At 41.9% G+C, this 26,076-nt stretch carries 15 protein-coding genes and 1 tRNA gene; 7 read left to right on the top strand and 9 right to left on the bottom strand.

The window, feature by feature from the left end:
• Positions 1 to 8: 8 nt before the first annotated feature.
• On the bottom strand, positions 9 to 1,241 hold the full coding sequence (locus D0T50_RS01200) for a hypothetical protein (RefSeq protein ID WP_163221122.1): 1,233 nt from the start codon (positions 1,239 to 1,241) through the stop codon (positions 9 to 11).
• A gap of 166 nt (positions 1,242 to 1,407) precedes the next feature.
• Between D0T50_RS01200 and D0T50_RS01195 the strand changes: the two genes are divergently transcribed.
• A complete protein-coding gene (locus tag D0T50_RS01195; protein WP_163221120.1) occupies positions 1,408 to 3,147 on the top strand; it encodes a polysaccharide lyase family 1 protein in 1,740 nt (579 codons plus the stop codon).
• 385 nt (positions 3,148 to 3,532) lie between these two features.
• Here the strand turns inward: D0T50_RS01195 and D0T50_RS01190 are convergent, their stop codons facing one another.
• Positions 3,533 to 4,249 (bottom strand): DUF4369 domain-containing protein, encoded by a 717-nt coding sequence (locus tag D0T50_RS01190; protein ID WP_163221118.1) that lies wholly within the window; start codon positions 4,247 to 4,249, stop codon positions 3,533 to 3,535.
• Positions 4,250 to 4,523: 274 nt separating this feature from the next.
• Between D0T50_RS01190 and D0T50_RS01185 the strand changes: the two genes are divergently transcribed.
• Positions 4,524 to 6,689, top strand: coding sequence for a S46 family peptidase (locus tag D0T50_RS01185; RefSeq protein ID WP_163221117.1), 2,166 nt, complete (start codon positions 4,524 to 4,526; stop codon positions 6,687 to 6,689).
• A gap of 5 nt (positions 6,690 to 6,694) precedes the next feature.
• Complete coding sequence (locus D0T50_RS01180; RefSeq protein ID WP_163221115.1) at positions 6,695 to 8,860, top strand: S46 family peptidase; 2,166 nt, start codon at positions 6,695 to 6,697, stop codon at positions 8,858 to 8,860.
• 73 nt (positions 8,861 to 8,933) lie between these two features.
• Here the strand turns inward: D0T50_RS01180 and ettA are convergent, their stop codons facing one another.
• Positions 8,934 to 10,622 carry an energy-dependent translational throttle protein EttA gene (gene ettA, locus D0T50_RS01175; protein ID WP_163221113.1) on the bottom strand — a complete coding sequence of 563 codons (1,689 nt, stop codon included), beginning with the start codon at positions 10,620 to 10,622 and terminating at the stop codon, positions 8,934 to 8,936.
• 122 nt (positions 10,623 to 10,744) lie between these two features.
• Here ettA and D0T50_RS01170 point away from each other — a divergent pair.
• Positions 10,745 to 10,817: transfer RNA gene (locus D0T50_RS01170), tRNA-Lys, on the top strand.
• 71 nt (positions 10,818 to 10,888) lie between these two features.
• A complete protein-coding gene (locus D0T50_RS01165; protein WP_163221111.1) occupies positions 10,889 to 11,662 on the top strand; it encodes an SDR family oxidoreductase in 774 nt (257 codons plus the stop codon).
• 2 nt (positions 11,663 to 11,664) lie between these two features.
• Here D0T50_RS01165 and D0T50_RS01160 read toward each other — a convergent pair whose 3' ends face one another.
• The 3 genes from D0T50_RS01160 to D0T50_RS01150 form a co-directional block, all read right to left on the bottom strand.
• The gene (locus D0T50_RS01160) at positions 11,665 to 12,441 is read right to left on the bottom strand and encodes a porin family protein (protein ID WP_163221110.1); all 777 of its coding nucleotides are present in this window, start codon (positions 12,439 to 12,441) and stop codon (positions 11,665 to 11,667) included.
• A 23-nt stretch (positions 12,442 to 12,464) separates the two neighbouring features.
• A complete protein-coding gene (locus D0T50_RS01155; RefSeq protein WP_239058176.1) occupies positions 12,465 to 13,610 on the bottom strand; it encodes a PCMD domain-containing protein in 1,146 nt (381 codons plus the stop codon).
• A gap of 195 nt (positions 13,611 to 13,805) precedes the next feature.
• Entirely contained in the window at positions 13,806 to 17,744 is a 3,939-nt protein-coding gene (locus D0T50_RS01150; protein ID WP_163221108.1) for a pectinesterase family protein, read from the bottom strand.
• 778 nt (positions 17,745 to 18,522) lie between these two features.
• On the opposite strand from D0T50_RS01150, the gene D0T50_RS01145 reads away from it, so the two are divergent.
• Positions 18,523 to 19,839: an alpha-L-fucosidase gene (locus D0T50_RS01145; RefSeq protein ID WP_163221313.1), complete on the top strand. Its 1,317-nt coding sequence runs from the start codon at positions 18,523 to 18,525 to the stop codon at positions 19,837 to 19,839.
• A gap of 414 nt (positions 19,840 to 20,253) precedes the next feature.
• Here D0T50_RS01145 and hcp read toward each other — a convergent pair whose 3' ends face one another.
• Both hcp and D0T50_RS01135 read right to left on the bottom strand, forming a co-directional pair.
• A complete protein-coding gene (gene hcp / locus D0T50_RS01140) occupies positions 20,254 to 21,885 on the bottom strand; it encodes a hydroxylamine reductase (RefSeq protein ID WP_203558162.1) in 1,632 nt (543 codons plus the stop codon).
• 25 nt (positions 21,886 to 21,910) lie between these two features.
• Positions 21,911 to 22,753: an ATP-binding protein gene (locus tag D0T50_RS01135; protein WP_163221105.1), complete on the bottom strand. Its 843-nt coding sequence runs from the start codon at positions 22,751 to 22,753 to the stop codon at positions 21,911 to 21,913.
• A gap of 112 nt (positions 22,754 to 22,865) precedes the next feature.
• Between D0T50_RS01135 and D0T50_RS01130 the strand changes: the two genes are divergently transcribed.
• Entirely contained in the window at positions 22,866 to 23,528 is a 663-nt protein-coding gene (locus D0T50_RS01130; RefSeq protein ID WP_163221103.1) for a Crp/Fnr family transcriptional regulator, read from the top strand.
• 91 nt (positions 23,529 to 23,619) lie between these two features.
• Here D0T50_RS01130 and D0T50_RS01125 read toward each other — a convergent pair whose 3' ends face one another.
• A complete protein-coding gene (locus D0T50_RS01125) occupies positions 23,620 to 26,076 on the bottom strand; it encodes an FAD-dependent oxidoreductase (RefSeq protein ID WP_163221311.1) in 2,457 nt (818 codons plus the stop codon).

Raw genomic sequence — 26,076 nt, 5'->3', positions numbered from 1 at the left:
TTTGTTTTCTAAAATTTCTTCAATAAAAATACCGGATTGATTCGGAAGTACACACCGAATGAAAAGCTAAAGCTGGATTTTTGAGCAATCACTCCTTCAGCAGTAGTCATATCTACCGGAAAATGATAAAATCCATCAAAATCCACACCGAATGCATATCCTTTTGCAAACTTTCGAGAGTATTCGGCATGTAGCGTAGCTACTTTAGTCTGACTAAAACAGGAATTCTCTTGCGTAGTAGAAACAGTGCCAAACATAGGATTACCAAGTATTGAGGCAAAATCTTTGCTCGTCCAAAAAGCACCTTTCAATCTAAGGTGATCAACATCCGCCTGTACATAAGCATAGTTAGCATACCCTTTTTCAAAAGGGACTAAATTGCCTTTTTGTTTATAGAAGACTGCTCCTGTAAATCCGGTTTCTATATGTTTTAACTTACTACCGTTTATATTCCATAACACCGAAAGTCCTGCTGCTCCATTAAATATCATTTGTACCGGGGCACCATTATCCACATCTATTTCGCCCCCCCTATGTTGCCCCAACAACTGTATAGGTGAATAAAAGTGAACCGCTGATTCTTTTTTATTATACTTCAGTCGCGAAGAAATACCCACAGTAAAAGCTTCGGGATGGTCTTCTTTATCAAAAATAAAGCTATCCCAGTTTATCCATGTGTCCATATCAAAGCGTTTGGAGCTATATATAAGTTGTACACCAGATTCTGGATCGGCAACAAGAGACATTTCGGGATTATAAAATGGTTCTATTAATCTATGATTGGCTCCATCGTAAAGGTTTCCTGCTACGATTTGCAGCTTGCTATTCAGCTGAAACTGCGCTCTAAAGTAAGGTAATAAGTGAAATCCGCGTTGAAAATGACTACCTTTCCATGTAGCAATATCAGCATATGCGAAGGTGGGATATTTTTCTGCTCCCCAAAAGCGTAAGGCCTGAGCACCAAGTTCCAACTTAATGCTCTCCAATGGATAAAATATAACAGTAGGACGAAGCCAAAAGCCGGGTAGTGTATATCCCTTAATAAACTCGCCTTTGTATTCATTGTTCTTTAAAAAGGTTATATTATCAATGCTCAGTTGTAAAGAACCTTTGTTGGCGGGGTCTATTGTATAGTCCGATTGGTAGAGATTATCTGAAATCTGCGCAATAACATTCAGCGGAAAAAGTATTCCGCAAAAGAAGATAGCAGCCCATGTGGTTAATAAAGTATGTTTTTTCACGTTGTGTATTAATAATAGGTGCGAAGATACGCAAGATTTCTATAAACACTCTTCTACAGAACAAAACTTCCACCTTAATTAACTAAAATCTACTCCTTGAAATCGTCGCTAAGCCATACTTTTGTTGTTCTCAATAATACAAACAACTCAATTTAATCTGATTACAATGAACAAACACTTTACATTTTCCCTTTTTACCTTATTGCTAATTCTACTGGCAGGTAATGCACAAGCACAAACTACACCAGCATTCCCCGGTGCCGAAGGCTATGCCAGATATGCTGTTACCGGCGGACGTATTAATAATGCTACCGTTTATCGTGTTACCAACCTGAATGATAGTGGATCGGGCTCTTTGCGTGACGCTGTTAGTCAAAACAATCGCTTTATTGTATTTGACGTATCGGGTACAATAGAGTTACAATCTACTTTAAGAATACAAAGAAGCAACCTAACCATTGCCGGACATACAGCTCCCGGAGATGGTATCTGCCTCAAAAACCACACATTACAAGTAGATGGTGATAATATAATTATCCGTTTTATTCGTTGCCGCATGGGTGATGAACATAAAACAGAAAATGATGCCATGTGGGGAAGAAATCGTAAAAACGTCATTATCGACCATTGTACGATGAGTTGGTGTACCGACGAGTGTGCTTCATTCTATGGCAATAAAAATTTCACTTTGCAATGGTGCATTTTAAGTGAGAGTTTAACCAACTCTGTTCATGGCAAAGGGGCTCATGGATACGGAGGAATATGGGGTGGCGAAGGTGCCAGTTTTCACCATAATTTATTAGCACACCACAGTAGCCGCACACCAAGACTTTGCGGTAGTAGATATACTGCACGTCCTAACGATGAAATTGTAGACTTGCGCAATAATGTATTTTACAATTGGGGACCGGGCAATGGTGGTTATGCAGGTGAAGGTGGAAGTTATAATTATGTAAACAACTACTTCAAACCAGGTCACTCTACTGCTGCAAAAGACCAACTATGTTATCGCATATTCCAACCCAATGCCGATGATGGAAAGAACACAAACCCCAAAGGAGTATGGGGTAAATTCTATGTAACAGGTAATTATTTCGACAATAGCTGCTCAGCAATTTCGATCAAAGCAAAGGACAATATAGTTACTGCAAATAACGACAACTGGCATGGTATACATCCAAACACAGGGAATGCCGCACTACCCGATGGAGACATCAACAACATTAAATCGACCACCGAGTTTACAATGGCTTCTGTAACCACACATACAGCCGCACAAGCTTACGAAAAAGTAATGCTATATGGTGGAGCAAGCTATGTTAGAGATGCCATTGACCAGCGTATTATCAATGAAACACGTACCGGTACATACACTTACACAGGTTCAAACGGTGCAAAAAACGGTTTAATAGACACACAAACCGACGTAGAAGGGTACATTGCTTACAACTCCACCAGCAAACCTACCGACAGCAATAACGACGGTATACCCGATGCGTGGGCAGAGCTCTATCTTCCTGCCGGAAAAACAGCTACTTCTATCGAAGAAACTACCGGTTATATGTATATTGAGCTTTATGCCAACAGCTTAGTTGACAATCTAATGAAAGCCTGCTACGACGATATACCCAACTCTGTTTCGGCAAATGATTTCGGTTTATACGGTTCGGGAATTATTTCATCTGTAATAGAGAACAAACAAAACAACGTTTCCTTCTACAAATCAGGAGAAAGTGTAGTGCTCAATGGTTTGAAAGAGAACAGTATGATAGAGGTGTACACGCTTACAGGTGGTTTGCTCAACAAGCAACTGGTACCTTACAATAGTATAACAATTTCGGTTACCCAACCGGTGATTGTTCGTGTTACCCACGGAGGAAAAACCAAAAGTTTCAAGGTTTTCTAAGAGACAACATTCAGGCAACTACCTTGCCCACAGCCCTCCAAGTGTAGTTTAACGAAATAGGTCTTCACATTCACAAAACGCTGTAAGTAAATGACAGTGAATGAGTTGTCTGTGAAGACCTCCTCTTTTATCCTTCACAGGGTCTTCACAACTAATTTTCTGACTGTTTTTGTAGTAAGAAACCAGTGAGAAATGGTTCGAAAAGCAGTGAGAAGTGAAGCAAAAATCAGTCAGAAATTACACAGCCTAAAGCTCTTATTTCAAATGCTTATAGTATTTATCTTGTTTGCCATAAGCATTTGACTCATTTGCCATAAGCATTTGGCTCGTCGTCCATAGGCTAAAGGCCCGTCGTCCATAGGCTGAAGGCTCGTCAACCTATGGATTATTCCTGTTCAACCATACGTTGTTGTTCCTTTATACGTTCCATATTGGCTTTTGCGGCTGTAAGGAACTCCTGAACCAAGACATGTTCTTTGAATACGGAAGGAGCAGTTCGAATAATATCTTCAATCTGCGGAGTAAGCACCGGATAAGGTAAAGTATTGCATAACATTATAAACACATTGGGTCCCAGTACATTCTCGTAGTTATCGGTAATAAATGTATTTACGTATTGTTCGATATCTTTTTTTAGTTTCTCGGATTCGGCAGCAACTTGAGATTCGGCAACGCTTAGGTCTACACCATCCAAAACCATTCGTGCTGCCTTGCGCGACAATTCTTCTACTTGGATATCCAATTCGCGACGATTTTCCACAAAATCATACAGTGCGTCGTTTAATAAAGTTCCTCTTGCCGAAAATTGTGGGAAGGACATATTAATAGTTATATTACCTTGTTCAAGTACCATAGGCATAATACTTTCTTCGCCAATGAACAAAGTGGTCATCTGTACAGAATCAACCACACCACACATAGAGAAAAGCCCATGGATAACTTCTGTCGAGTCTACTGTTACCCAGTCGCCATTCTGCAGGCATTTAAGATAAACATATTTACCATCAAACCCCGAAAAGGATGTTGAGCCGTCAATCTTATATTTGCTCTCACAAGCAATAAGCAGAGGTAATAAGAGCAAAAACGGGAAAAACTTTATCATTAATAACTTTCTAATTAGTTAGTAAGACAAAAATACAAGGTTAATGGATATATCAGAAACTTTTTATTGATATTTAAAACTTAGAGGTGGTTTTCTACATACATTTTCAAGATTCTAACTAAAGTGTTCTATATACGCCTTTCTTTTGTTTAATTTAGGAACTAGGCAATTATTAATAATCATTTTGGTAGATTACATACTATTTTTTACTACTTTTGAACTTACAAAGCGTCCAAAAATGCTATTGCTTATTAAAACTAACATCTAATTGATAATGAAACAGCTTAAATTTTTATTGCCGGCATTGCTTTTGCTGGTTGTTACTTCGGCTCGCGCCGATGAAGGTATGTGGTTACTGCAACTTATGCAAGAGCAACATTCTATTGAAATGATGAAAAAACAAGGGTTAAAACTTGATGCAATAGACATCTATAACCCGAATGGCGTAGCCCTCAAAGATGCTGTCGGCATATTCGGTGGCGGCTGTACAGGCGAAATCATCTCACCCGAAGGTCTAATCCTTACCAATCACCATTGCGGATACGGAGCTATCCAACAGCACAGTTCGGTAGAGCACGATTACCTTACAAACGGTTTCTGGGCACATTCCAAAGAGGAAGAGCTGCCTACTCCCAACCTGCACTTTACGTTCATTGAACGTATTGAAGATATTACCGATGTGGTAAACGCTAAAATTACAGCCGGAGAAATTACCGAATCAGAATCATTTACCTACCAGTTCTTACGCAATATTGCTACAGAACTGTTCGAGAAGAGCGATCTTAAAGACAAAAAAGGTATAAGTCCACAAGTTCTTCCGTTCTATGCCGGAAATAAATTCTATATGTTCTATCGCAAAGTATATAGCGACGTACGTATGGTAGCTGCTCCTCCATCGTCTATCGGTAAATTCGGTGGCGAAACAGACAACTGGATGTGGCCACGCCACACAGGAGATTTCTCCATTTTCCGTATCTATGCCGATGCGAATGGAGAACCAGCCGACTATAACGAAAGCAATATACCTTTGAAAACCCAAAAACACCTCACCATCTCTATCAAAGGTTTGGAAGAAGAAGACTATGCTATGATTCTCGGATTTCCGGGCAGCACCAGTCGTTACCTTACCGTATCCGAAGTACAGGAACGCATGGAAGCTATCAACGCCCCACGCATCCAAGTGCGCGAAGAAAGACTACGCGTGCTCAGACAGGAAATGGAAGCAAGCGACAAAGTTCGTATTCAATACTCCAGCAAATTTGCCGGCTCTTCCAACTACTGGAAGAACTCTATCGGCATGAACAAAGCCATCATCGACAATGATGTTCTGGGCACTAAAGCTAAGCAACAAGAAGCATTTGCTACCTTTGCCAAAACACAAGGCAACAAGGACTACATAGAGGTTATTGGTAAGATTGATCATATTATTAATAATAGAAAGCAAAACGAATTCGAACTTACCTGCCTAAGCGAAACTTTCGGTGCGGCTATTGAGTTCCGTATGGACGAAAAGCCTTTCAGAGCCTACGTAAAAGCTACAAAAGAGAAAAACAAACAACTTGCCGACTCATTGCAAAACGTGATGAAGCAAGAATACGAGCGTCGTCACAACAAAGATTACGACCACGAAGTGGATCGCAAAGTTGCTAAAGCGCTGATTCCTTTGTATGCCCAACTTGTTTCTGCCGAAAATCTTCCCGATTTCTATGCATTTATCCAAAAGAACTATAAAGGCAATTACGACAAGTTTGTAGACGATGTATATAATAAGTCTATCCTTGCCAACGAAAGTAACTTCAATGCTTTTATAAAGAAACCTACTGATGCTGCCATAGACAAAGACTTGCTGGTTATGTACCGCAACTCGGTTGTAGAAAAAGCTAAAGCATTAAGCGATGCTAGTTCAGCTCCGGCCAAAGAGCTTCAGTTATTACGAAAAACTTACATCCGCGGATTAGCCGAAATGAACGCACCAGCACCTGCCTATCCCGATGCTAATTTTACCATGCGCCTTACTTATGGTAATGTAAAATCGTATAGTCCAAAAGATGGTGTGCACTACAATTTTTACACAACCACCAAAGGTATTCTCGAAAAAGAAAACCCCAACAGCACTGAATTCGTGGTGCCGGCTAAGTTGAAAGAGCTGATTGAGAATGCCGACTATGGTCGCTACGCTCTGCCCAATGGCGAAATGCCCGTATGTTTCCTTACCAATAATGATATTACCGGTGGTAACTCAGGTAGCCCTGTACTTAATGCTAAAGGCGAACTTATCGGTTGTGCTTTCGATGGTAACTGGGAATCACTTAGTGGCGATATAAACTTTGACAACAAAATGCAACGCTGCATTAACCTCGATATTCGTTACGTACTCTTTGTAATCGAAAAAATAGGCAACTGCGAACGTTTAATTAATGAAATGACAATAGTAGAATAACTGCCATGGTTAAAAACAAAATCGCCCTGCTCCTATCCGCCCTGCTCTTGGCGACACCATTGTTTGCCGACGAAGGCATGTGGATGCTCCCCGACCTTAAAAAGCAGAATGAGGTAGCTATGATGGAATTGGGACTACAAATCCCTATCGAAAACATATACAACCCCGATGGCTTATCTATTAAGGATGCCATTGTGCACTTTGGTCGTGGATGTACCGGAGAAGTTATCTCTGCCCAAGGTCTTGTTATGACTAATCATCACTGCGGGTATGGAGCTATCCAAAAGCTCAGCTCAGTAGAGAATGATTACCTCACCAATGGCTTTTGGGCAATGGATCGCTCGCAAGAACTTCCTTGCGTAGGACTTACCGTTACCTTTATCGAACAAATTTTGGAGGTAACCGACTATGTAACCAAACAACTTGCTAACGACAACGATACAGATACGGATGGTATGAACTACCTCTCTCCCAGCTACCTTGCTACCGTTGCCGAAAAGTTTGCTAAAGATGAAAATATCGCCATGAATAAAGGCACCCTGCTCGAGCTGAAACCTTTCTACGGTGGTAACAAGTACTACCTCTTTATAAAGAAAGAGTACAGCGACATTCGCATGGTTGGCGCGCCGCCTTCTTCCATTGGTAAGTTTGGTGCAGACACAGACAACTGGATGTGGCCTCGTCATACAGGCGATTTTTCTCTTTTTCGTATCTATGCCGATGCACAAGGAGAACCAGCCGACTACACTCCTAACAACACTCCGCTCCAAGTAAAGAAGCATCTTACTATCAGTATGGGTGGCATACGAGAGAAAGATTTTGCCTTTGTTATGGGATTTCCCGGACGAAATTGGCGCTACATGATTTCCGACGAAGTAGAAGAACGTATGCAAACTACCAATTTCATGCGCCAAAACATTCGCGAAGCACGCCAGCAAGTACTTATGGAAGAGATGCTTAAAGATCCGGCGGTGCGTATTCACTACGCAAGCATCTACGCCTCTTCTGCCAATTACTGGAAGAATGCTATCGGTATGAACGAAGGTCTGATCAAGTTAAAAGTGCTCGACACCAAGAGAAAACAACAAGAAGAGCTATTAGCTTGGGGCAAAGCTAAAGGCGACGACTCTTATCAGCAGGCTTTCGATCAGATACGTGCTATTGTTGCACAGCGCAAAGATGATGTTTATCATCAACAAGCCATTGCCGAAGCTCTGATAACCGGTATCGGACTACACATCCCTGCTACCCGTAATTTGGTCAACGCATTGAAAAAAGATGGAACCATAGAAGAGGAAAAAGAAAAACTCATAAAGGCAGCCGATGCCTATTTCAACACCCTTGCCTACCCCGAAGTAGCCAAGAAGGTAATGAAAACGATGATGAGTAAGTATGCCGAATATATTTCTCCGCGTAATCGCATTGGTATCTACCAAGCCATTGAAACTCGTTTTAATAGTAGTACAGATGCTTTTGTAGATGCTTGTTTCAGTCAGTCGATTTTTGGCTCTCGTAGCAATTTCGATAAGTTCATCAAACGCCCTACCGTGAAACGAATTGAACAAGACTGGCTTGTATTATTATCTTACTCCATTGTTGATGGTCAGATACGCATCGCAAAAGACCTGCAAGAGGCAAACGCCAACTACAACACCGCTCACAAAGTATGGGTACGTGGTATGATGGATATGAGAGAAGCTGCCGGACAGCCTATTTATCCCGACGCAAACTCTACCTTACGCCTTACTTACGGCAAGGTGTCACCTTACGAACCTGCCGATGGTGTAGTATTTGATTACTATACAACTTTGCAAGGCGTTATGGAAAAAGAAGACCCCGATAATTTTGAATTTATTGTGCCCGCCAAACTCAAGGAGCTTTATCTGGCCAAAGATTTTGGTCGCTATGCTTTGCCTACCGGCGAAATGCCTGTGAACTTTATTATCGATAGCGACAATACCGGAGGTAACTCTGGTAGTCCCGTAATAAATGGCAAAGGGCAACTCATTGGGTGTGGGTTCGATCGCAACTACGAAGGACTTACAGGAGACATTGCTTTCCGTCCATCCTCACAGCGTGCTGTATGTGTAGACATACGCTACATCCTGTTTATTATTGATAAGTTTGCAGGAGCAGGACACATTATTGAAGAACTGACAATAGCAGAATAAATTCATTTGTATAAAAAGAAAGAGGGTGTGACTTCAAAGTAAATCACACCCTCTTCGTTATATATAGAAGTTTTTAATCCTCCATCAACTTACGATATCTTACTCGTTTTGGTTCTTCGTCACCTAATCTTTTCAGCTTGTTTTCTTCATATTCAGAATATGAACCTTCAAAATAGAATACATTGGAGTCGCCTTCAAAAGCAAGGATATGTGTACAGATACGATCGAGAAACCAACGGTCGTGTGAAATAACCACAGCACATCCGGCAAATTCTTCCAAACCTTCTTCAAGCGCACGAAGGGTATTCACGTCAATGTCATTGGTAGGTTCGTCGAGTAAGAGTACGTTACCTTCTTCTTTCAGTGCCATAGCCAAGTGAAGACGATTACGTTCACCACCAGAGAGTACACCGCAAAGTTTTTCCTGATCGCCACCCGAAAAGTTAAAACGCGATAAATACGCACGCGCATTAATGTCACGTCCACCCATACGAATTAATTCATTGCCACCAGAGATAACCTGATAAACACTTTTAGCTGGGTCAATATCACTATGTTGTTGATCCACATAAGCTATTTTCACCGTCTCTCCTACCTCGAACGTACCCTTATCCACCTTTTCGAGTCCCATAATAAGTCTGAAGAGAGTAGTTTTACCAGCACCATTAGGGCCGATAACCCCTACAATACCATTGGGCGGCAGCATAAAGTTGAGGTGGTCAAAGAGTAGTTTTTCGCCATAAGCTTTTGCTACATCAATAGCTTCAATCACTTTATTGCCAAGACGAGGACCATTAGGGATAAAGATTTCCAGTTTTTCTTCTTTTGCTTTTACATCCTCATTGAGCAGCTTATCATAAGAGTTCAAACGAGCTTTACCTTTGGCTTGACGAGCTTTAGGAGCCATACGCACCCATTCCAACTCACGTTCTAAGGTTTTGCGTCGCTTGCTAACGGTTTTTTCCTCCATCTCCATGCGCTTGGTCTTTTGCTCCAACCACGAAGTATAGTTTCCTTTCCATGGAATACCTTCACCACGGTCGAGTTCAAGAATCCACCCAGCTACATGATCAAGGAAGTAGCGGTCGTGAGTTACGGCAATTACTGTACCTTCGTATTGTTGTAGGTGTTGTTCCAACCAGTCTATAGATTCTGCGTCGAGGTGGTTGGTAGGCTCATCAAGCAATAATACGTCTGGTTTTTGAAGCAATAAGCGACACAATGCCACACGACGACGTTCACCACCTGAAAGATGTTTGATGGGTTGGTCTTCAGGCGGACAACGGAGCGCGTCCATAGCACGTTCCAGTTTACTATCGAGATTCCATGCATCAGTTGCATCGATAATATCTTGTAGTTCGGCTTGTCGGGCAAAAAGTTGATCCATTTTATCAGGATCTTCATAGTACTCGGGTTCGCCAAATTTAAGATTAATAGCTTCATATTCGGCAAGTGTATCAACAATTGATTGCACACCCTCCATAACTACTTCTTTTACAGTTTTGGTTTCATCCAGTTTCGGCTCTTGTTCCAAGTAACCTACTGTGTACCCCGGTGAGAACACAACTTCACCTTGGTATGACTTCTCTAGTCCGGCAATAATCTTCATTAGAGTAGACTTACCCGACCCATTGAGACCAATGATACCTATCTTGGCACCATAGAAGAACGACAGATAAATGTTCTTCAGTACAAATTTATTAGGTTGGAAAGCTTTGCTCACACCAACCATTGAAAAGATAATTTTTTTGTCGTCAGACATACGCTTTATATTATGTTATATGATTATTCATTGCGCAGCAAATATAGTGAAAACCTACGAATAATTTTGGATATATAATAAATAGTAATACCTTTGCACCCGCTTAACAGCAGAAAAGGATTGATTCAGTAGCTCAGCAGGTAGAGCACAACACTTTTAATGTTGGGGTCCTGGGTTCGAGCCCCAGCTGGATCACAGAAAAGAGGAACCAAATGGTTCCTCTTTTTTTGTTACTTGTAATGCATAAGAAAATAGAGATAACAATCATGAAGAGAGTAATCATAGTAACCGGCGGTGCCAACGGCATTGGTCGTTGTATAACGGATCACTTCGCATCAGAAGGTGACACTGTATATATCTTGGATAAAGAAGCCAAGCAAACCACCGAAGTTGTCAATGAGATGCAACACAAAGGATGGAACGTCATTGGTTATATCGGAGATATAGCCGATAAACAGACGCTATTAAACTTTGCGAAAAAAGTCCTTTCTGACCATCCCGAAGGTATTCATTGTATTATCAATAATGCTTGCCTGATGCATGGAGGTGTGCTGAATGGTTGCGAATATGAAGATTTTCTTTACGTCCAACAGGTAGGTGTAGCTGCTCCTTTTATGTTGGCAAAGCTATTCAAAGATCATTTTGTAGGTCTGGGTTCTATCGTAAACATCTCTTCCACACGGGCGTTTCAGTCTCAAGCTAATACTGAAAGTTATACGGCTGCCAAAGGCGGAATCACAGCTTTGACTCATGCACTTGCCGTTAGTCTGTCCGGAATTGCACGTGTAAATTCCATTGCACCGGGATGGATAGAAACAGGCACTCATCAGGAACCGGCCTTTCTGCCTTCAAGCAAAAGTGATTACTTGCAACACCCTTCCCAACGGGTAGGTACTCCTGATGATATAGCGCGTGCAGTCGTTTTCTTATGCGATGAGCGAAACTCTTTCATCAATGGTGAGAATATCACAATTGACGGCGGTATGAACAAATTAATGATTTACCACAATGACTACGGATGGGAATATAAACCTGATTAAACTTAAAACACATACCCAAACCCCACATTCAAATAGATTGGATACATAGAGAAAGTAATTGTCTTGAAGTTACTTTTAAAAATATCCATGAATCCCCATGTGAGATTAGCATTAACTGTTAAGTGCTTGAAAGCTTTCCAATCTGCACCAATCTGTGCTCCCCATTGAATTTTTCTTAAATCATCCGAGAACTCATAAGTGGCGGTATCATTGCCGGTAAACTCTACTTTGGTACCGGTAGGGTCGCCATCGCGCAAATAGCCATCATAGACATTTCCCGAGAAATCTCCATCCAGCAGATAAGAGAAGAACACCCCTCCGTGCAGGTCCCAGCAAGAGTTGAGTTTATATTTAGCCAGCAAAGGAATGGTTAAATAGGTGTTGTTTACATCGGTCTTAACATCTCCCGTCCACCTTCCGAGTAAAGGAGCTTCTCCGGCTACAGACAATTCGATACTGTAATTTTTTACCCGTGCCTTTGTAGACATAGCTTTGCTTTCCAAGCGAATTCCGGTTTGTATGCCCCAATTTGAATCCAACCACTTCGTTACCGTACCTTCTATCGACAGAGAAAGCTGTGGACTATACCTTTTAATAGCACGAATTTCTTCGGGAAGAGGTATAGGAGCTGTACCTCCGATATTAAATCCAGCTCTCACACTATATTCAAGACCATGAGCGGCAGCCCATTCAAGTCCTTTGGTCGTTTCTTTTTGTGCTTGCAAGGGTAAAAAAATAAATAATCCCGCAATAAAAAGTAGGGTATATTTTAGATTCATGTGATTTATCGTTAGCTTAATTATTATTCATATACTAATTCTACTTCATCAATATATAAGGTGCTTCCTACAGATCCGCTAAAGAACGCACCTTCGATACTGGACGAGAAAACAATGGATACATTGTATTTACCCGCTTCTAATTTTTCCGGATTAATTTCTTTCCCCGGCAACAGCTCGAATGGGATATAGAAATAAGTCCATTCGTCGGTTTGCTTCTTGTCGTCGGCAGCTATGCGGGCTATCGAAACGGTGTTAGGATGCTCAAAATTGTGTGTGCCGTCTAAGTATTTAACTTCTGCGTCGGTTTCGTACATAATACCATAGATGTCGAGTTCATCCGCTTTGTCCTTTATAATGGTGCTTTTATTGGTTTCTTTATTATATTGCTTGAATACCTCACCCGATTTATATTTATAGTATCCTCTGACTGCAACAGGAATATGGTCAAACCGCTCTCCAAAGTGAGTGGATTTCAAGGTGTTAGTGACGTTTGTTTCAAATTTTCCGATAAACAAATTGCCCGCAGCCAATGGGGATTTGAACATGGTGCCCAGAAATCCGGTATCGCAAGTTACCAGTTTGGCACATGTGCCCAACAGACCTTCTTCGCTGACGCCGGTGGGATATTCGGCGGGACCTTTAGTGCCGGCTATGATTGCAAATCCGGGGTTGCCGCTATTCCAAATGTTTTGCACCTCTCCGCTTTCTGTAATTTCATAGAACTCATGATAGGCATCATTTTTATTTCCTTTCGTATCTACTTTTTGTATCGTTCTATAATGCTCGAAATCGTATGCCGTAAGCATGTTCTCAATCATACAACTCACGGTGTATGTTTTTTCCCATTTCCGGTCTTCGGAGGTTACTTTGTAGGTTTGTGGCTTGGTAAAATCGCGAGCTGTTCCGCTAGGTGGGTCAATTGTGGCACCCGGAGTTAGCGTAAAGCCAACAGCCAATTTGGTTAACTCTCTGGGGTCGGCAGCAGGTGTTATTCTTAAAACAATCCTATCGTTACTAATTTGAGGATCACTAAGGAGGATATCTCCGGGAACTATGCATGTTTCAATATCAGCTTCACTATTCGGAGCTTCGGATTGAATGCACGACACAAGAAGAAAGCATAGCAAAACAGCAATTGCCATCTTCATTTCTTTATAAAAATTCATCGTTATCTCAGTTTGTTGAATACAAAGATACTTTCTTGTTTTTTCTCAAAGTTTGTTTTTTATACAACAATAACATTGTTTATAAAACAATAAAAAGTGAGCCTCACTTTCATCCGAAGCAAAGCTTGCTTTAGATAAAAGCGAGGCTTGTTTCAAATGAAAGTAAGGCTCAAAATATTTTTAGCAAACTTTAGACTACTTCATCACTTTGAATGTTTCATATCCGTTTGCTGTGCGAACGCGTACGATACCACTTTCGGGCAAGTTAATAGCTGCCTGTCCTGCGTTTACAACCTCATCAAAACGTTTCTGTCCTAAGAAGTTATAAATTTCTATACGTGCATTTTCGGGAAGGTTTTTCAAGTAAAGCACACCACCTATCACAGAATGCGAGATAGCAGTTTGTGCATTATCTTCTACTTTATCAATACCTGTACCCGGATTGCTACTTGAAGCCGCACTCAAACCACCGTATTCATTTACAGCTTGTACGGTTACTGTTGCTTCCGCACGTGTATCAGTTACTGTGTAGCTGGTTTCTTTCGTGAAAGCTACCACTTTGCCGTCAACCGAAACTACATAAGAGATTGCATAAGGAACAGCCTCCCAAGTATATGTAGCTTCTGCTTTGGTTACAACAGGTGCGGCAATCGCTTCGGTCATCAAGTGAGGCAACCAAGCATCCGAACCCGAAAGTACATTCTGAATGGTATATGTAGCTGCTTCATCGGCAGTAAGTGAATTCTTTGCATCTCCGTAAACTTTTTCACCATCTACTGTTCTATAGTAAGTTACTCTGCGATTACTCAAATCAACAGGATTACCATCGGCATCCATGGTGTTGTAGTCGGCAAAGATAGCAGGTATAGCTCCCATTGTTTCGTACCAACCCGCAGCCGGAATAGTAACTTCGGCTATTGTGTTGATGAATACTGTCTTCGGAGCATTTTGCCATGGGCGACCCAACCATACCGATGTAGCACCTGCAGGGTTGGTAGCTGCGGTTATGGTATTATTCATAAATACATATCCCCATTTAGTACCTATGCCATGAGAAGGAGCTACGATATAACCTCCACTCTCGCGTACAATATTGATAACACAACCATCAAAGTAAACATCACCACCACCATAAATGAAGTCAACCGCTCCTTCAATGAAGCAATTCTTCAGGTAATGACGGTCATTGTTTGTTTTTGTAGATGTGAGATACGTATCTTGATAACTACGTAATTTACAGTTATTCAATATTGCACGGTCATTGTTTGTATATAAAGCCAATGCTTGCGGACCTGCATTCTTTTCAACACCCCAACTATTTTCGAATGATATGTTTTCAGCGAAGAAATTGGCAGCCTGAACCACTACAGTAGCACCTAGACTAACATGTAAAGCAGGTTTGCCCGTTTGGGCTTCTTCGCCTCCACACAACTGATCATCAGTTATGATTACTTTATCCACATCTTGCCCAATCAGGTAGATGTAAGGTTTAGTGGCAGGTATCTCAATGTGTCCTTTATAAGTACCTTCTTTGATGAAGATTAGCCATGGAGACACTCTATCGCTTGGAGCAGCAGCAATTGCATCGATTACGGTAGTATAGTCACCACTTCCGTCGGCAGCTACAACAGCATCGTAAAGGCGAGCTGCAGGTTGTACGCGTTCAAGAGTTTGGAAAGTAATGCTTGTTCCTGCAAAAACATTGCCGTTTCTATCGGTAATAGCACCTTCGGGTAATACAAATGTATACGATTCGTTGTATGACAGACCCATATATTTGAAAATTGCTGTCTTACCGCTGATATTTACTTCAAGTTCTTTGCCATTCAACATCGCTTTACCAGTTCCGGCTACTACACGTTCGTCGAAAGTAAGAATAATAGAACCTGTAGTAGAAATACCTTTATTATTATCTGCTCCCGGAATAGAAGAAAGAAGAACCGGTGGTACTTTATCTTCAGCATTGGCGCTTTCGCCCAAGATATAGACATCTGTCATAGATGTTCCATCATTATCCGATGTTGTTCCTACTATATTTGATGTGTAGTCAGGAATAAAGCGCACATACACACGTTCTTTTCCCCAAGCAGCTTCGGGTAACTCAAATCTTTTATCATACCATGTCTTAACTGTCTCAAAATCATATTGGCCAAGCTGAGTGAAGGTTTCTCCATCCAATGAATACTCTACCTTTTGCACAGCATAAGCATTGTAGTTATAAAGCATGGCTGCTTCAACTGCTACATTGGTAAATCCGGTAGTAGCAAATGTCAATTCATAATAGTACTTATCGGCAAAAGGTTTCCAGTTTACAACACCATAACGTCCTTCGTACATTCCATTGGTTAATCCTTTCGTCAGCCATCCATTAGTTGTTCCATCTGCTTTACGAAGTGAGAACTTACCTGTATTTTCTGAATCTACATAATAGTCTGCTGCACGATCAGAACCAGGTTGGTCGAGCATAAAATCCCAACCCATGATAAACTCATCTGCACTATAGTTAGCTACCAACGCTTTGTTCTCGGTCATGGTAATAACTCGTTCTACGGCAGTTGTATTGTCTTCCCAGTTGGTAAAGTTCATAATACGATTGTTGGATGCAGTTACTTTCACATCTGTACCTTCTTCATAGTAGTTAACTCCATCTACCACTTTTCCTTTAGGAGACACAGCTACTAAATAAGAGTTAGCACCACCTGTAGCTGTCCATGTAAGCGAGTATGTATTTATCGCCTCAAACACAGCGATAACATTTGCATCTTCCTTTATTTCAAACGTATATGTAGCAGAGGTAGATAATTCATTACCTTCGGCATCTGTCCATTTTACAAATTTATAACCAAACTCTTTGGCAGCAGTCAGCGTAAGTTCGGTACCTACGTTATATTCATTTCCCGGAGGAGAAACGGTTACAATTCCTGCATCTTTAGGAGAAACAGAAGTTGTTAATTTGGCTTGTTCTTCGGTTATTTCTACGTTACCTTTAATATTAAGCTCTAACAAATAGCCGTTTTGCGCTCTTTCAAACGACTCAAAACAAATTTGAACATTTGTACGGTTTACGTCAAACTCCAAAAGTTCTCCTTGTGCCCTTCCAATAGCAACGTTGTGTAAGTACACCCAATCTGCATCGCCATCACCTTTTACTTTGAGCATAAGTCCGCGTTTGCCTCCTGTTGCAGCTTGTACAAAGCTCAATTTGGTGACATTAGCCAATGGAGAAAGTAAAATGTAAGTAGAATTTGCATCTCCCCCTGTTTTTTGTGTTTGGATATATCCTACCGTACTAACTGGATCTGTAAATTTCTGTGCATCATAACCGCTTGGGTTAACCGCAGCTTGTAGCAATGTAAAAGTAAGCGTTTCACCCTGTATAGTGGTCTTTTTTACATCGGTAGCTGTTGCAGATGCTCCCAATGCATCCCAATCTTGGAAATTAGTGGTGTAGAGCATACGTTCTTGTACGGTAGCAGTACCTTCCTTACCAGTAACCTTAAACAGAGTCATATTGACAGAGCCTTTAGCTGTAGATGCATCATTGCCACCAATTAATCGAACAATAACATTTTCTTTGTTTTTCAATCCGGTCAAAGGGACATTGTGAGTAGTAATGTTCCACCAATCTCCTCCTTGGTAAGCTGTTTCTTCCGCATAACTTCCGGCATCAACCCATGTAGTTCCACCATCAGTAGAGTACACCAAGCGAAAGTAAGTAGTAGCATCACCATTGCAAGCAAACGAGAAGTCTAATGCAATGTCTTGATATCCCTTTGTTGAGAAAGCATACTGGAAATAATTGTCGTGATTCTCGGCATTAGTGTAGTCAGTAATGTTGTTTTGCCCCATGTAATAGATACGAACAGAAGGCGTTTCATGACACATGGCCATATCAACATTACTATAGCCGGTATTAGTCTTTGCAGAGAGCACACCCGACTCATTTACGGAATAATCCGGATATAACGCATCGAAGCGTTTACCGTTTTTTGCAGAGAACGATCCAGCTGCATCTGCTTTTCCGTCAGCATTGTAGGTACCCGCAAAGTTCCATTCTACGATTTTCACTTGTGCCTGAGTAGCAACAGCAAACCCGAGTAAGCACAAGAATAAACTTAAGTAGCTTTTTTTCATGGTATTAAATTATTAATTAACAATAAGTGATTTTCACTTTGCAATATTAGCCAATCCACCATGCTTAGCGGAGTTTTTTTTTGTTGTTTAAGTAGAAAAATTGATTGAGGACAAAAAAACAGGGGAAGAAATTATTCAAAAAGGAGGAATACAAAATCTTAGGAGGCAAAATGCAAAGAGAAAAGCAACCCGTTGGTGGAATTTATTTTAAGCAAAATAATAGAAACCATAAAGTACAAATATTACACAAATCCCCCTGAGAATAGGTTGTAGAACGTTAATTCGGATTTGGAAATGTCCCACAAAAAGGTTATCTTTAGTATAACAAAGATATACAGATAGTATATACATAGAGGCGGGAACCCATGGGTTTTTCGCCTCTCTTTTTTTTGCATAATCGACTAAAAACGGTTAACACTACTACCCACCGTGTTAAACACCGACACTCACCGTATTAAGCACCAACACCCGCCGTGTTAAACACCGATACCCACCGTGTTAAACACGACCACTCTTGGCGGTTAACAAAAAGTTTAAAACGCTGAATCGGAAAATAGAACTCTTCGCACTGCCTTTTTCGTGATATGGCCAAACTAAACGCCACCTTTTTTACAGAAATTTAAAAGTTAATAGTCTATAAATAAATCAGACTTCAACAGGTTGCTGGGTGGTTATATTATTATACATATACGCTAGCAAATATTTAGCGAGTTTTAGAATATACTGTTTTAATAAGATATAATTTCCTATCTTTACCTAAGAAAAACACAAGTCTATGATGAAAAAGCTCACAATCATTCTTTTTGTAGCCGCTTTATATAACATAGCGGCTTATGCACAATCACTACCAAAGCCTAATACCCAATGGTTTGAAGAGGCTCGATTCGGATTATTTGTTCATTTTGGCCCTTATGCCGTACTGGGAGATGGGGAGTGGATTATGCAGACAAAGCCCATAAAAGGACATGCTTACAAGCGTCTGCAAGATTTGTTCAATCCGCAAGCTTTCGATGCTAAAGAATGGGTAGCCATAGCGAAAAACGCAGGAATGAAGTACATCACTTTCACTTCGCGCCACCACGATGGTTTTAGCAACTGGGACACCAAACAGTCGGACTGGAATATTATGAACACGCCCTATGGCAAAGACCTCATCAAGCAACTTGCCGAAGAGTGTCATAAAGAAGGTATCAAATTGGTGTTCTATTACTCAACCATTGATTGGATGCGCACCGATTACCAATGGGAAACAGGTCGTACAGGTAAGGATGCCGGAAGAACCGGGTCCAGCAACTGGGATTCGTATATCAACTTCATGAAAGCACAACTTACCGAATTACTTACCAACTACGGTCCTATTGGTGGCATTTGGTTTGATGGGCATTGGGATCAAACCGCAGATGATAACCGAACCGATCACTCTGCAAATGTAGATTGGCACTATCCTGAACTCTACGCCCTCATTCGCTCACTGCAGCCCGAATGTCTGATAGCCAACAACCACCACCTCCCTCCTATTGAAGGCGAAGATTATCAAATATTTGAGCGCGATGTGCCGGGTGAAAATGCTTCGGGGTACAGTGGACAAGAAGTTTCCCGATTACCTCTCGAAACTTGCCAAACCATTAACGGTGCATGGGGATTCCGAATTACCGATGATAAATTTAAATCGACCAAACAACTGATTCATTTACTTGTTCGTACTGCAGGAGTGGGTGCAAACTTACTACTAAACGTAGGACCTATGCCCAACGGAAAGATACAGCCCGAATGTGTAGAACGTTTGGCAAACATAGGTAAATGGACGAAGGAGTACGGGCAAACGATTTACAAGACAGAGGCAGGACCTGTAAAGCCACAAACGTGGGGAGCTATTACTCGCAAAGAAAACATTTACTATATCCATCTATTAGATCCCGAAACAACTACGCTGGAGTTGGAACTTAAAGGTGTTAAATCGGTTAAATGGTTGAACGCCGACATGACGGATACCAAAGTTACTTGGAAAACCAACAGAAAAACTGGGAAAACAACCTTTACATTCAGTGGAACAATGGATGATATTGATTCAATACTTGAGGTGGTTGTAAAGTAAACACGTATTAGCGAAAAGATGAGGGTGTGTCAAAAACGACACACTCTCTTTTTTTGCACAAAGTCTGAACTTTCTCAATATCAGGCTTCGTTATAGGGGGTGTATCAAACGTCGAAGCGCTGACAGCGCGACATACTTAGCCTAGGGTCAGGGAGCGAAGCGAGTGCAGCCCTGGGTTTTGGAATCGACAACGTGAATTCAAGCTCTGTAAGAGCGGTACACTATTGGCTTTTTAGTGCCGTTCTTTCAGAACTTTTTGCTTGTTGTAGTCACTGTCCTGGGGTTTTACCCCAGGCAAAATATGTCAGGCTTTCAGCCTTCTGCTTGCAGATATAATTATAAAAAAAAGAAAGAGGGTGTGTCAATCTCTTCGTTTTGACACACCCTCACCTTCAATTACACAAACACTTGAATCTATGCTAAAAACATTTTCATATCCTCATCAACTGTTGTAATTCCACTAATTCCGAAATTGTCGACCAACACCTTAGTTACATTTGGCGAAAGAAAGCCGGGCAGCGTAGGTCCTAAGTGGATATTCTTTACTCCTAAAGATAACAAAGCAAGAAGAACAATTACCGCTTTCTGTTCATACCATGCAATATTATAAGCTATGGGCAACTCGTTCACGTCATTCAATTCAAATACTTCCTTTAATTTCAAGGCAATGAGTGCAAGCGAGTAGCTGTCATTACATTGTCCGGCATCTAGTACACGTGGTATTCCGCCGATATCGCCTAATGGCAATTTGTTGTAACGGTATTTGGCACAACCTGCGGTAAGGATAACCGTATCTTTCGGGAGCTTCTCGGCAAATTCGGTATAGTAACTACGGTTCTTCATACGCCCGTCGCAACCAGCCATCACGAAGAACTTACGGATAGCACCCGATTTTACAGCATCAACAACCTTATCGGCAAGGGCAAATACCTGTTCGTGGGCAAAGCCTCCAATGATTTCTCCTGTCTCTATTTCAGTGGGTGCTTTGCATTGTTTGGCATGCTCTATCAATTTCGAAAAATCTTTCGATTGCGCAGTCTTGCGGTCTTCAACATGTGGGAATCCGCTAAATCCTGCAGCCCCTGTTGTATAAACACGGTCGGCATATGTTGCGGTAGAACGGGGTGGCACAATACAGTTCGTCGTAAACAAAATAACACCGTTGAATGATTCAAAATCTTCATGCTGACGCCACCATGCACTACCATAGTTGCCTGCGAAGTGCTTGTATTTCTTAAATGCCGGGTAGTAATGCGCAGGAAGCATTTCGCTATGCGTATACACATCTACGCCTGTGCCTTCGGTCTGTTCCAATAAGTCTTGCATATCGCGCAGGTCATGTCCTGATATTAAAATAGCCGGATTATTGCGCACACCAATACTAACCTTGGTTATCTCCGGATTACCGTAAGTCGAAGTATTAGCTTTATCGAGCAGTGCCATTGTTTTTACTCCGTATTCGCCGCATTTAAGCACCAAAGCCGTTAGTTCATCGGCAGACAAGTCTTGAGTGGTAGCAACCAGTGCTTCTTGCATAAAGGTATGGATATTATCATCGTCGAAACCTAAATTAACGGCATGTTCGGCGTATGCAGCCATTCCTTTCAACCCGTATGTCAGCAACTCGCGCAACGAACGTACATCTTCATTTTCCGTTCTAAGAACTCCAACGGTAGTAGCTTTTGCTTCCATTTCTTCCAGTGTACTTCCCTTCCAGGTCATACAATCGCAATCGGCAGTGATATTTCCTAGCTCTGTTGCCAGTTTATCGCGCAAGGCAATAGCTTCGCGAATACGCTTCACAAAGCGTTCCTTATCAAAGTTGGCATTGGTAATAGTCATAAATAACGATTCCATCACAAAATGATTGGTTTGAGCAGATACCTCAATACCTCTTTTACGCATCTCTACCGTATAGCGGGAAATACCTCTTAACAGGAATATTAATAAATCCTGCAGGTTAGCCACATCGGAAGTTTTTCCGCATACTCCTTTTATCGTACAGCCTTTATTCATAGCTGTTTCCTGACATTGAAAGCAAAACATGTTCATCTCTAATTCTTTTAATTGTTTATATCCATTTTTCTTCTACAACTTCTCCTTCTATGCCTATAATAACCTTTTTAACAGGGACTTTGTTTAATGTTTGTTCCAAAGCCATTTTAACCAACTGAAGCAATCCTCCGCAACAGGGAACTTCCATCATAACTACTGTCAGTGTGTTTATGTGTGCTCCATCTATCATATTGGCAATTTTCGACACATAAACATCTTTGTTACTGTCGAGTTTCGGGCAAGCAATAGCTAATATCCGGTTCCGCAAGAAACGGTCATGAAAGCCGCCATAGGCGTAAGCCGTACAATCTGCAGCCAATACGACATCAGCCCCCTGAAAATATCCAGCTTGTGGATTCAGTAAATGAAGTTGCACCGGCCATTGGCGTAATTGCGACGGAATATTGTCGGTTAGAGTTGCTGGTTTTACCGGAGCAAACGACTTCTCTTTACTTCCCGGACAGGCTGCAAAAGATTTTGCACAATTGGAGCTTTGTTTATCCTCTGTTATGTCAATTGTTATATTACGCTCTCTCAAGTAACGAAGCCCTTGATCTAAAAGTTCCGTTTCATTATGCTCTTTCAGGTGAAGCAGATGGGCTCGGATTGTTTTTTCTCCTTTAGGAACAAGCCGTTCCATTACTGCTATTTCGTCGTAAGGTTCTGCCTCGCGCTCTTCAAAGTCTATTGCTCCTACAGGGCAATCGCCGATGCAAGCCCCCAAGCCGTCACAATACAAATCGCTAATCATTCGAGCCTTACCATCAATTAGTTGCAAAGCACCTTCGTGGCAGCCATTAACGCAAATTCCACAGCCATTGCACAATTCCTCGTTTATTTTTATAACTGTTCTTTTCATAACCTTTCATCAATTATTGTTTTGCAAACATACAATGATGTAAGAATAGAAATCGTAACATTCGTTACGGATAGAGAATTTATTATGTGTAACTTTGCAAAAAATAGAGTTTATGAACGCAGATTTATTGTTTTTCTGTACAATATGCCGGACAAAGCCTTCTGAGGAGATTAAGAAAATAAGATGTGCAATAGATCATACGGTAAAGAACTACAAAAGAGGCGAATTAATAGCTTCGCAGGGCGACCGTATAACTAGTTTGTATATGCTGACAAAAGGAAAAGTGAAAACGGAAATTATTTCTAATTCAGGACTTACTGTTTCCGTAGAAGAGATTACTGCTCCCTATCCGTTGGCTGCTGCTTTCATTTTTGCGGATAACAACCGCTTTCCGGTAGAGGTTACCGCAATGGAAGATTGCGAGATTATACTAATCAGCAAATCGTCTATTGAAAAACAGATGGCGAAGTGTCCCGAATTTTTAAGAGGATTCATGGCTTTTATAGCCAACCGGGTACAGTTTCTTTCGGAAAGGTTGAAAATATTTTCTCAAAAAGGGATTAAAGCTAAGATAGCCTATTATATCCTGCAACACGATCGAAACGGAGTATTTGAGCTAGGGCGGAGCATTGTGTCACTTGCCGAGTACTTTGGAGTAGAACGTCCTTCGCTTTCGAGAGCTATATCCGAAATGGTGCATGATGGTATCATTGAATTTGAAGCAGGAAAAGGGAAAATATTAAAATACAATGATTTGAAAGAGTTACTGGGATAACCTATAAGCTGTTTTGAATTTCCACAGAATAATTGGTTCAATCGTTGAAGGTTATACTTTCGTACCATCAACGATTGAACCAATAAATAGATTAAATGAATAAATTCACATTCGCTTTATCTGCCCGCTCCATATAAGAAGCAACACCGCCGATTGTAACCGCATCCAACAGCTCCTCCTGTTTCACGCCCATTACATCCATAGACATCTGACAGGCGATAAACTCAACGCCCTGATCCAATGCTTGCTGACGTAGCGATTCAAGGGAATCGACTCCTTTTTGTTTCATGATATGACGCATCATGCGACTACCGATACCGAACATATTCATTTTCGACAGCTTTAGTTTCAATGAGTTCGAGGGCAGCATAAAGCCAAACATCTTGCCGAAGAAGTCTTTTTTCACCTTCGCTTTCTTTGCTTTCTTAATGACATTGAGCCCCCAGAAGGTGAAGAATATCGATACTTTTCCGCCCGTTGCCGCTGCGCCGTTGGCAAGAACAAAGGTAGCCAGGGCTTTGTCCAAGTCGTCGCTGAACATGATTAGTGTTTTGTTTTTATCATCGCACGATGAGACGGCAGTACACGCTTTTGGTTGTCCCTTTTCAATCACAACCGTATATTTCCCCCTGTTTTCGGTGTTAGAGATCAGGGAGTTTCCGGTAGAGTTGCACCAAGCCTGAGCATCGCGGGAAAATCCGGCATCGGTAGCTGTCATTTCGAGTCGTTCGCCTGCCTGCATGGAGTCAATTGTTTGTTTCAATCTCAATACCGGACCCGGGCATTGCAAGCCGCAGGCATCTACTTTTACTGTTTTTACTTCGCTCTCTACAGGCTGTTGGTTTACGGCATTAGTATTATGTATTGAGTCTACAGACCGAGGCCCGGCATGTGTAAGCGGGGCGACTGCCGCCTGATAGGTTTTGTATCCGCCCGATAAGTTCTTTACCTGAGTGTAGCCATTAGCCATCAGAATTTTCGTAGCGAGATAGCCTCTGACTCCGACTGCACAATAAATATAGACCGCTTTATCGGTTGGTATCTCGGCCAGGCGGGAACGAAGTTCATCGAGAGGAATATTCACGGCACCGGGAATCATTCCCATCGAATACTCGTCGGCTGTGCGCACATCGAGTATCATTGTTGTACGGGGATCTGCTTCCTGCATTTCGCGCCAGGTTACAACGGGCATTGCTCCACTGATGATATTACTTGCCACATACCCCGCAATAGCGATCGGATCTTTTGCCGATGAAAATGGTGGGGCATAAGCGTGTTCAACCTTTATCAGATCGTAAACCGTACCGCCATTTTTAATGAGCAGGGCTATCTGGTCGATGCGTTTGTCCACTCCATCGTAACCTACACTTTGCGCTCCATAGAGTTTGCCGCTTTGTGGGTCGAACGTGATTTTCAGACTCAACGGCAACGAGTCGGGGTAATATCCGGCATGCGAGCCCGAATGTGTCCACGAACTGCGATAGGGAATTTCGAGTAGCTTCAGGCGTTTGGCGGCAAGCCCCGTAGAGGCTACTGTCATATCGAATACTTTCGCAATGGATGTACCTATTGCGCCTTCATACTTAGTGATATTGCCCAGCACCATATTATCGGCAACAACACGTCCTTGACGATTGGCGGGATTCGCCAGGTAATTCAGCCACGGTTTGCCTGTCAGCGGGTGCGGGAATTCAATTGCATCGCCTACGGCGTAAATGTCGGCAGCCGAAGTTTGCAAATATTCATCCACCCAGATGCCGCCCATTTCGCCGATCTTCAGGCCTGCCGCTTTTGCCAATGCTGTTGCAGGACGAACGCCAATCGAGAGAATAACCATGTCGGCTTCGACTATTTGTCCGCTTTTGAAATGCACATCGATTTGCTTTCCCCGTTTCGAGAACTTTTCGACACTCTGCTCCAGATGCAACGTTACTCCTTTTTGCAGGAGGTGTTGATGCACTTGTGTGGCCATCGAATAGTCAATTGGCGCCATCACCTGATTGGCCATTTCGACTATCGACACTTCGGCTCCTGCGTGATGCAAGTTTTCTGCCATTTCCAGCCCAATAAAACCGGCACCTACAACTACTGCACGACGGATGTCGTTGCTTGTGATATAGGCTTTTATCCGGTCCGTATCGGTTACGTCGCGCAACGTGAAAATCCCTTCGGAATCTATCCCCGGCAGCGGCGGACGCACGGGAGTGGCTCCCGGAGACAATAGTAGCTTGTCGTAGTTCTCTACATATTCGCTACCGTCTTTTAGCCGGCGAACTGTTACTGTTTTCTTCTGCCAATCGATCTCCGTAACTTCATTCAGAACACGGACGTCTACATTGAACCGTTCGCCGAAAGATTCGGGCGTTTGCAGGAAAAGACTTTCCCGCTCGGGTATCGTACCACCTATATAATAAGGTAGTCCGCAGTTGGCGTAGGATACGTACTTTCCTTTTTCAAACAAAATGATTTCAGCCGATTCGTCATTTCTGCGAATACGAGCTGCGGCAGTAGCACCACCTGCTACTCCTCCTATTACTATATACTTCAT

It is taken from the genome of Bacteroides sp. 214 (genome assembly GCF_010501015.1).
Taxonomy (GTDB): Bacteria; Bacteroidota; Bacteroidia; order Bacteroidales; family Bacteroidaceae; genus Bacteroides.
This window is presented reverse-complemented; position numbering and strand designations above follow the sequence as displayed.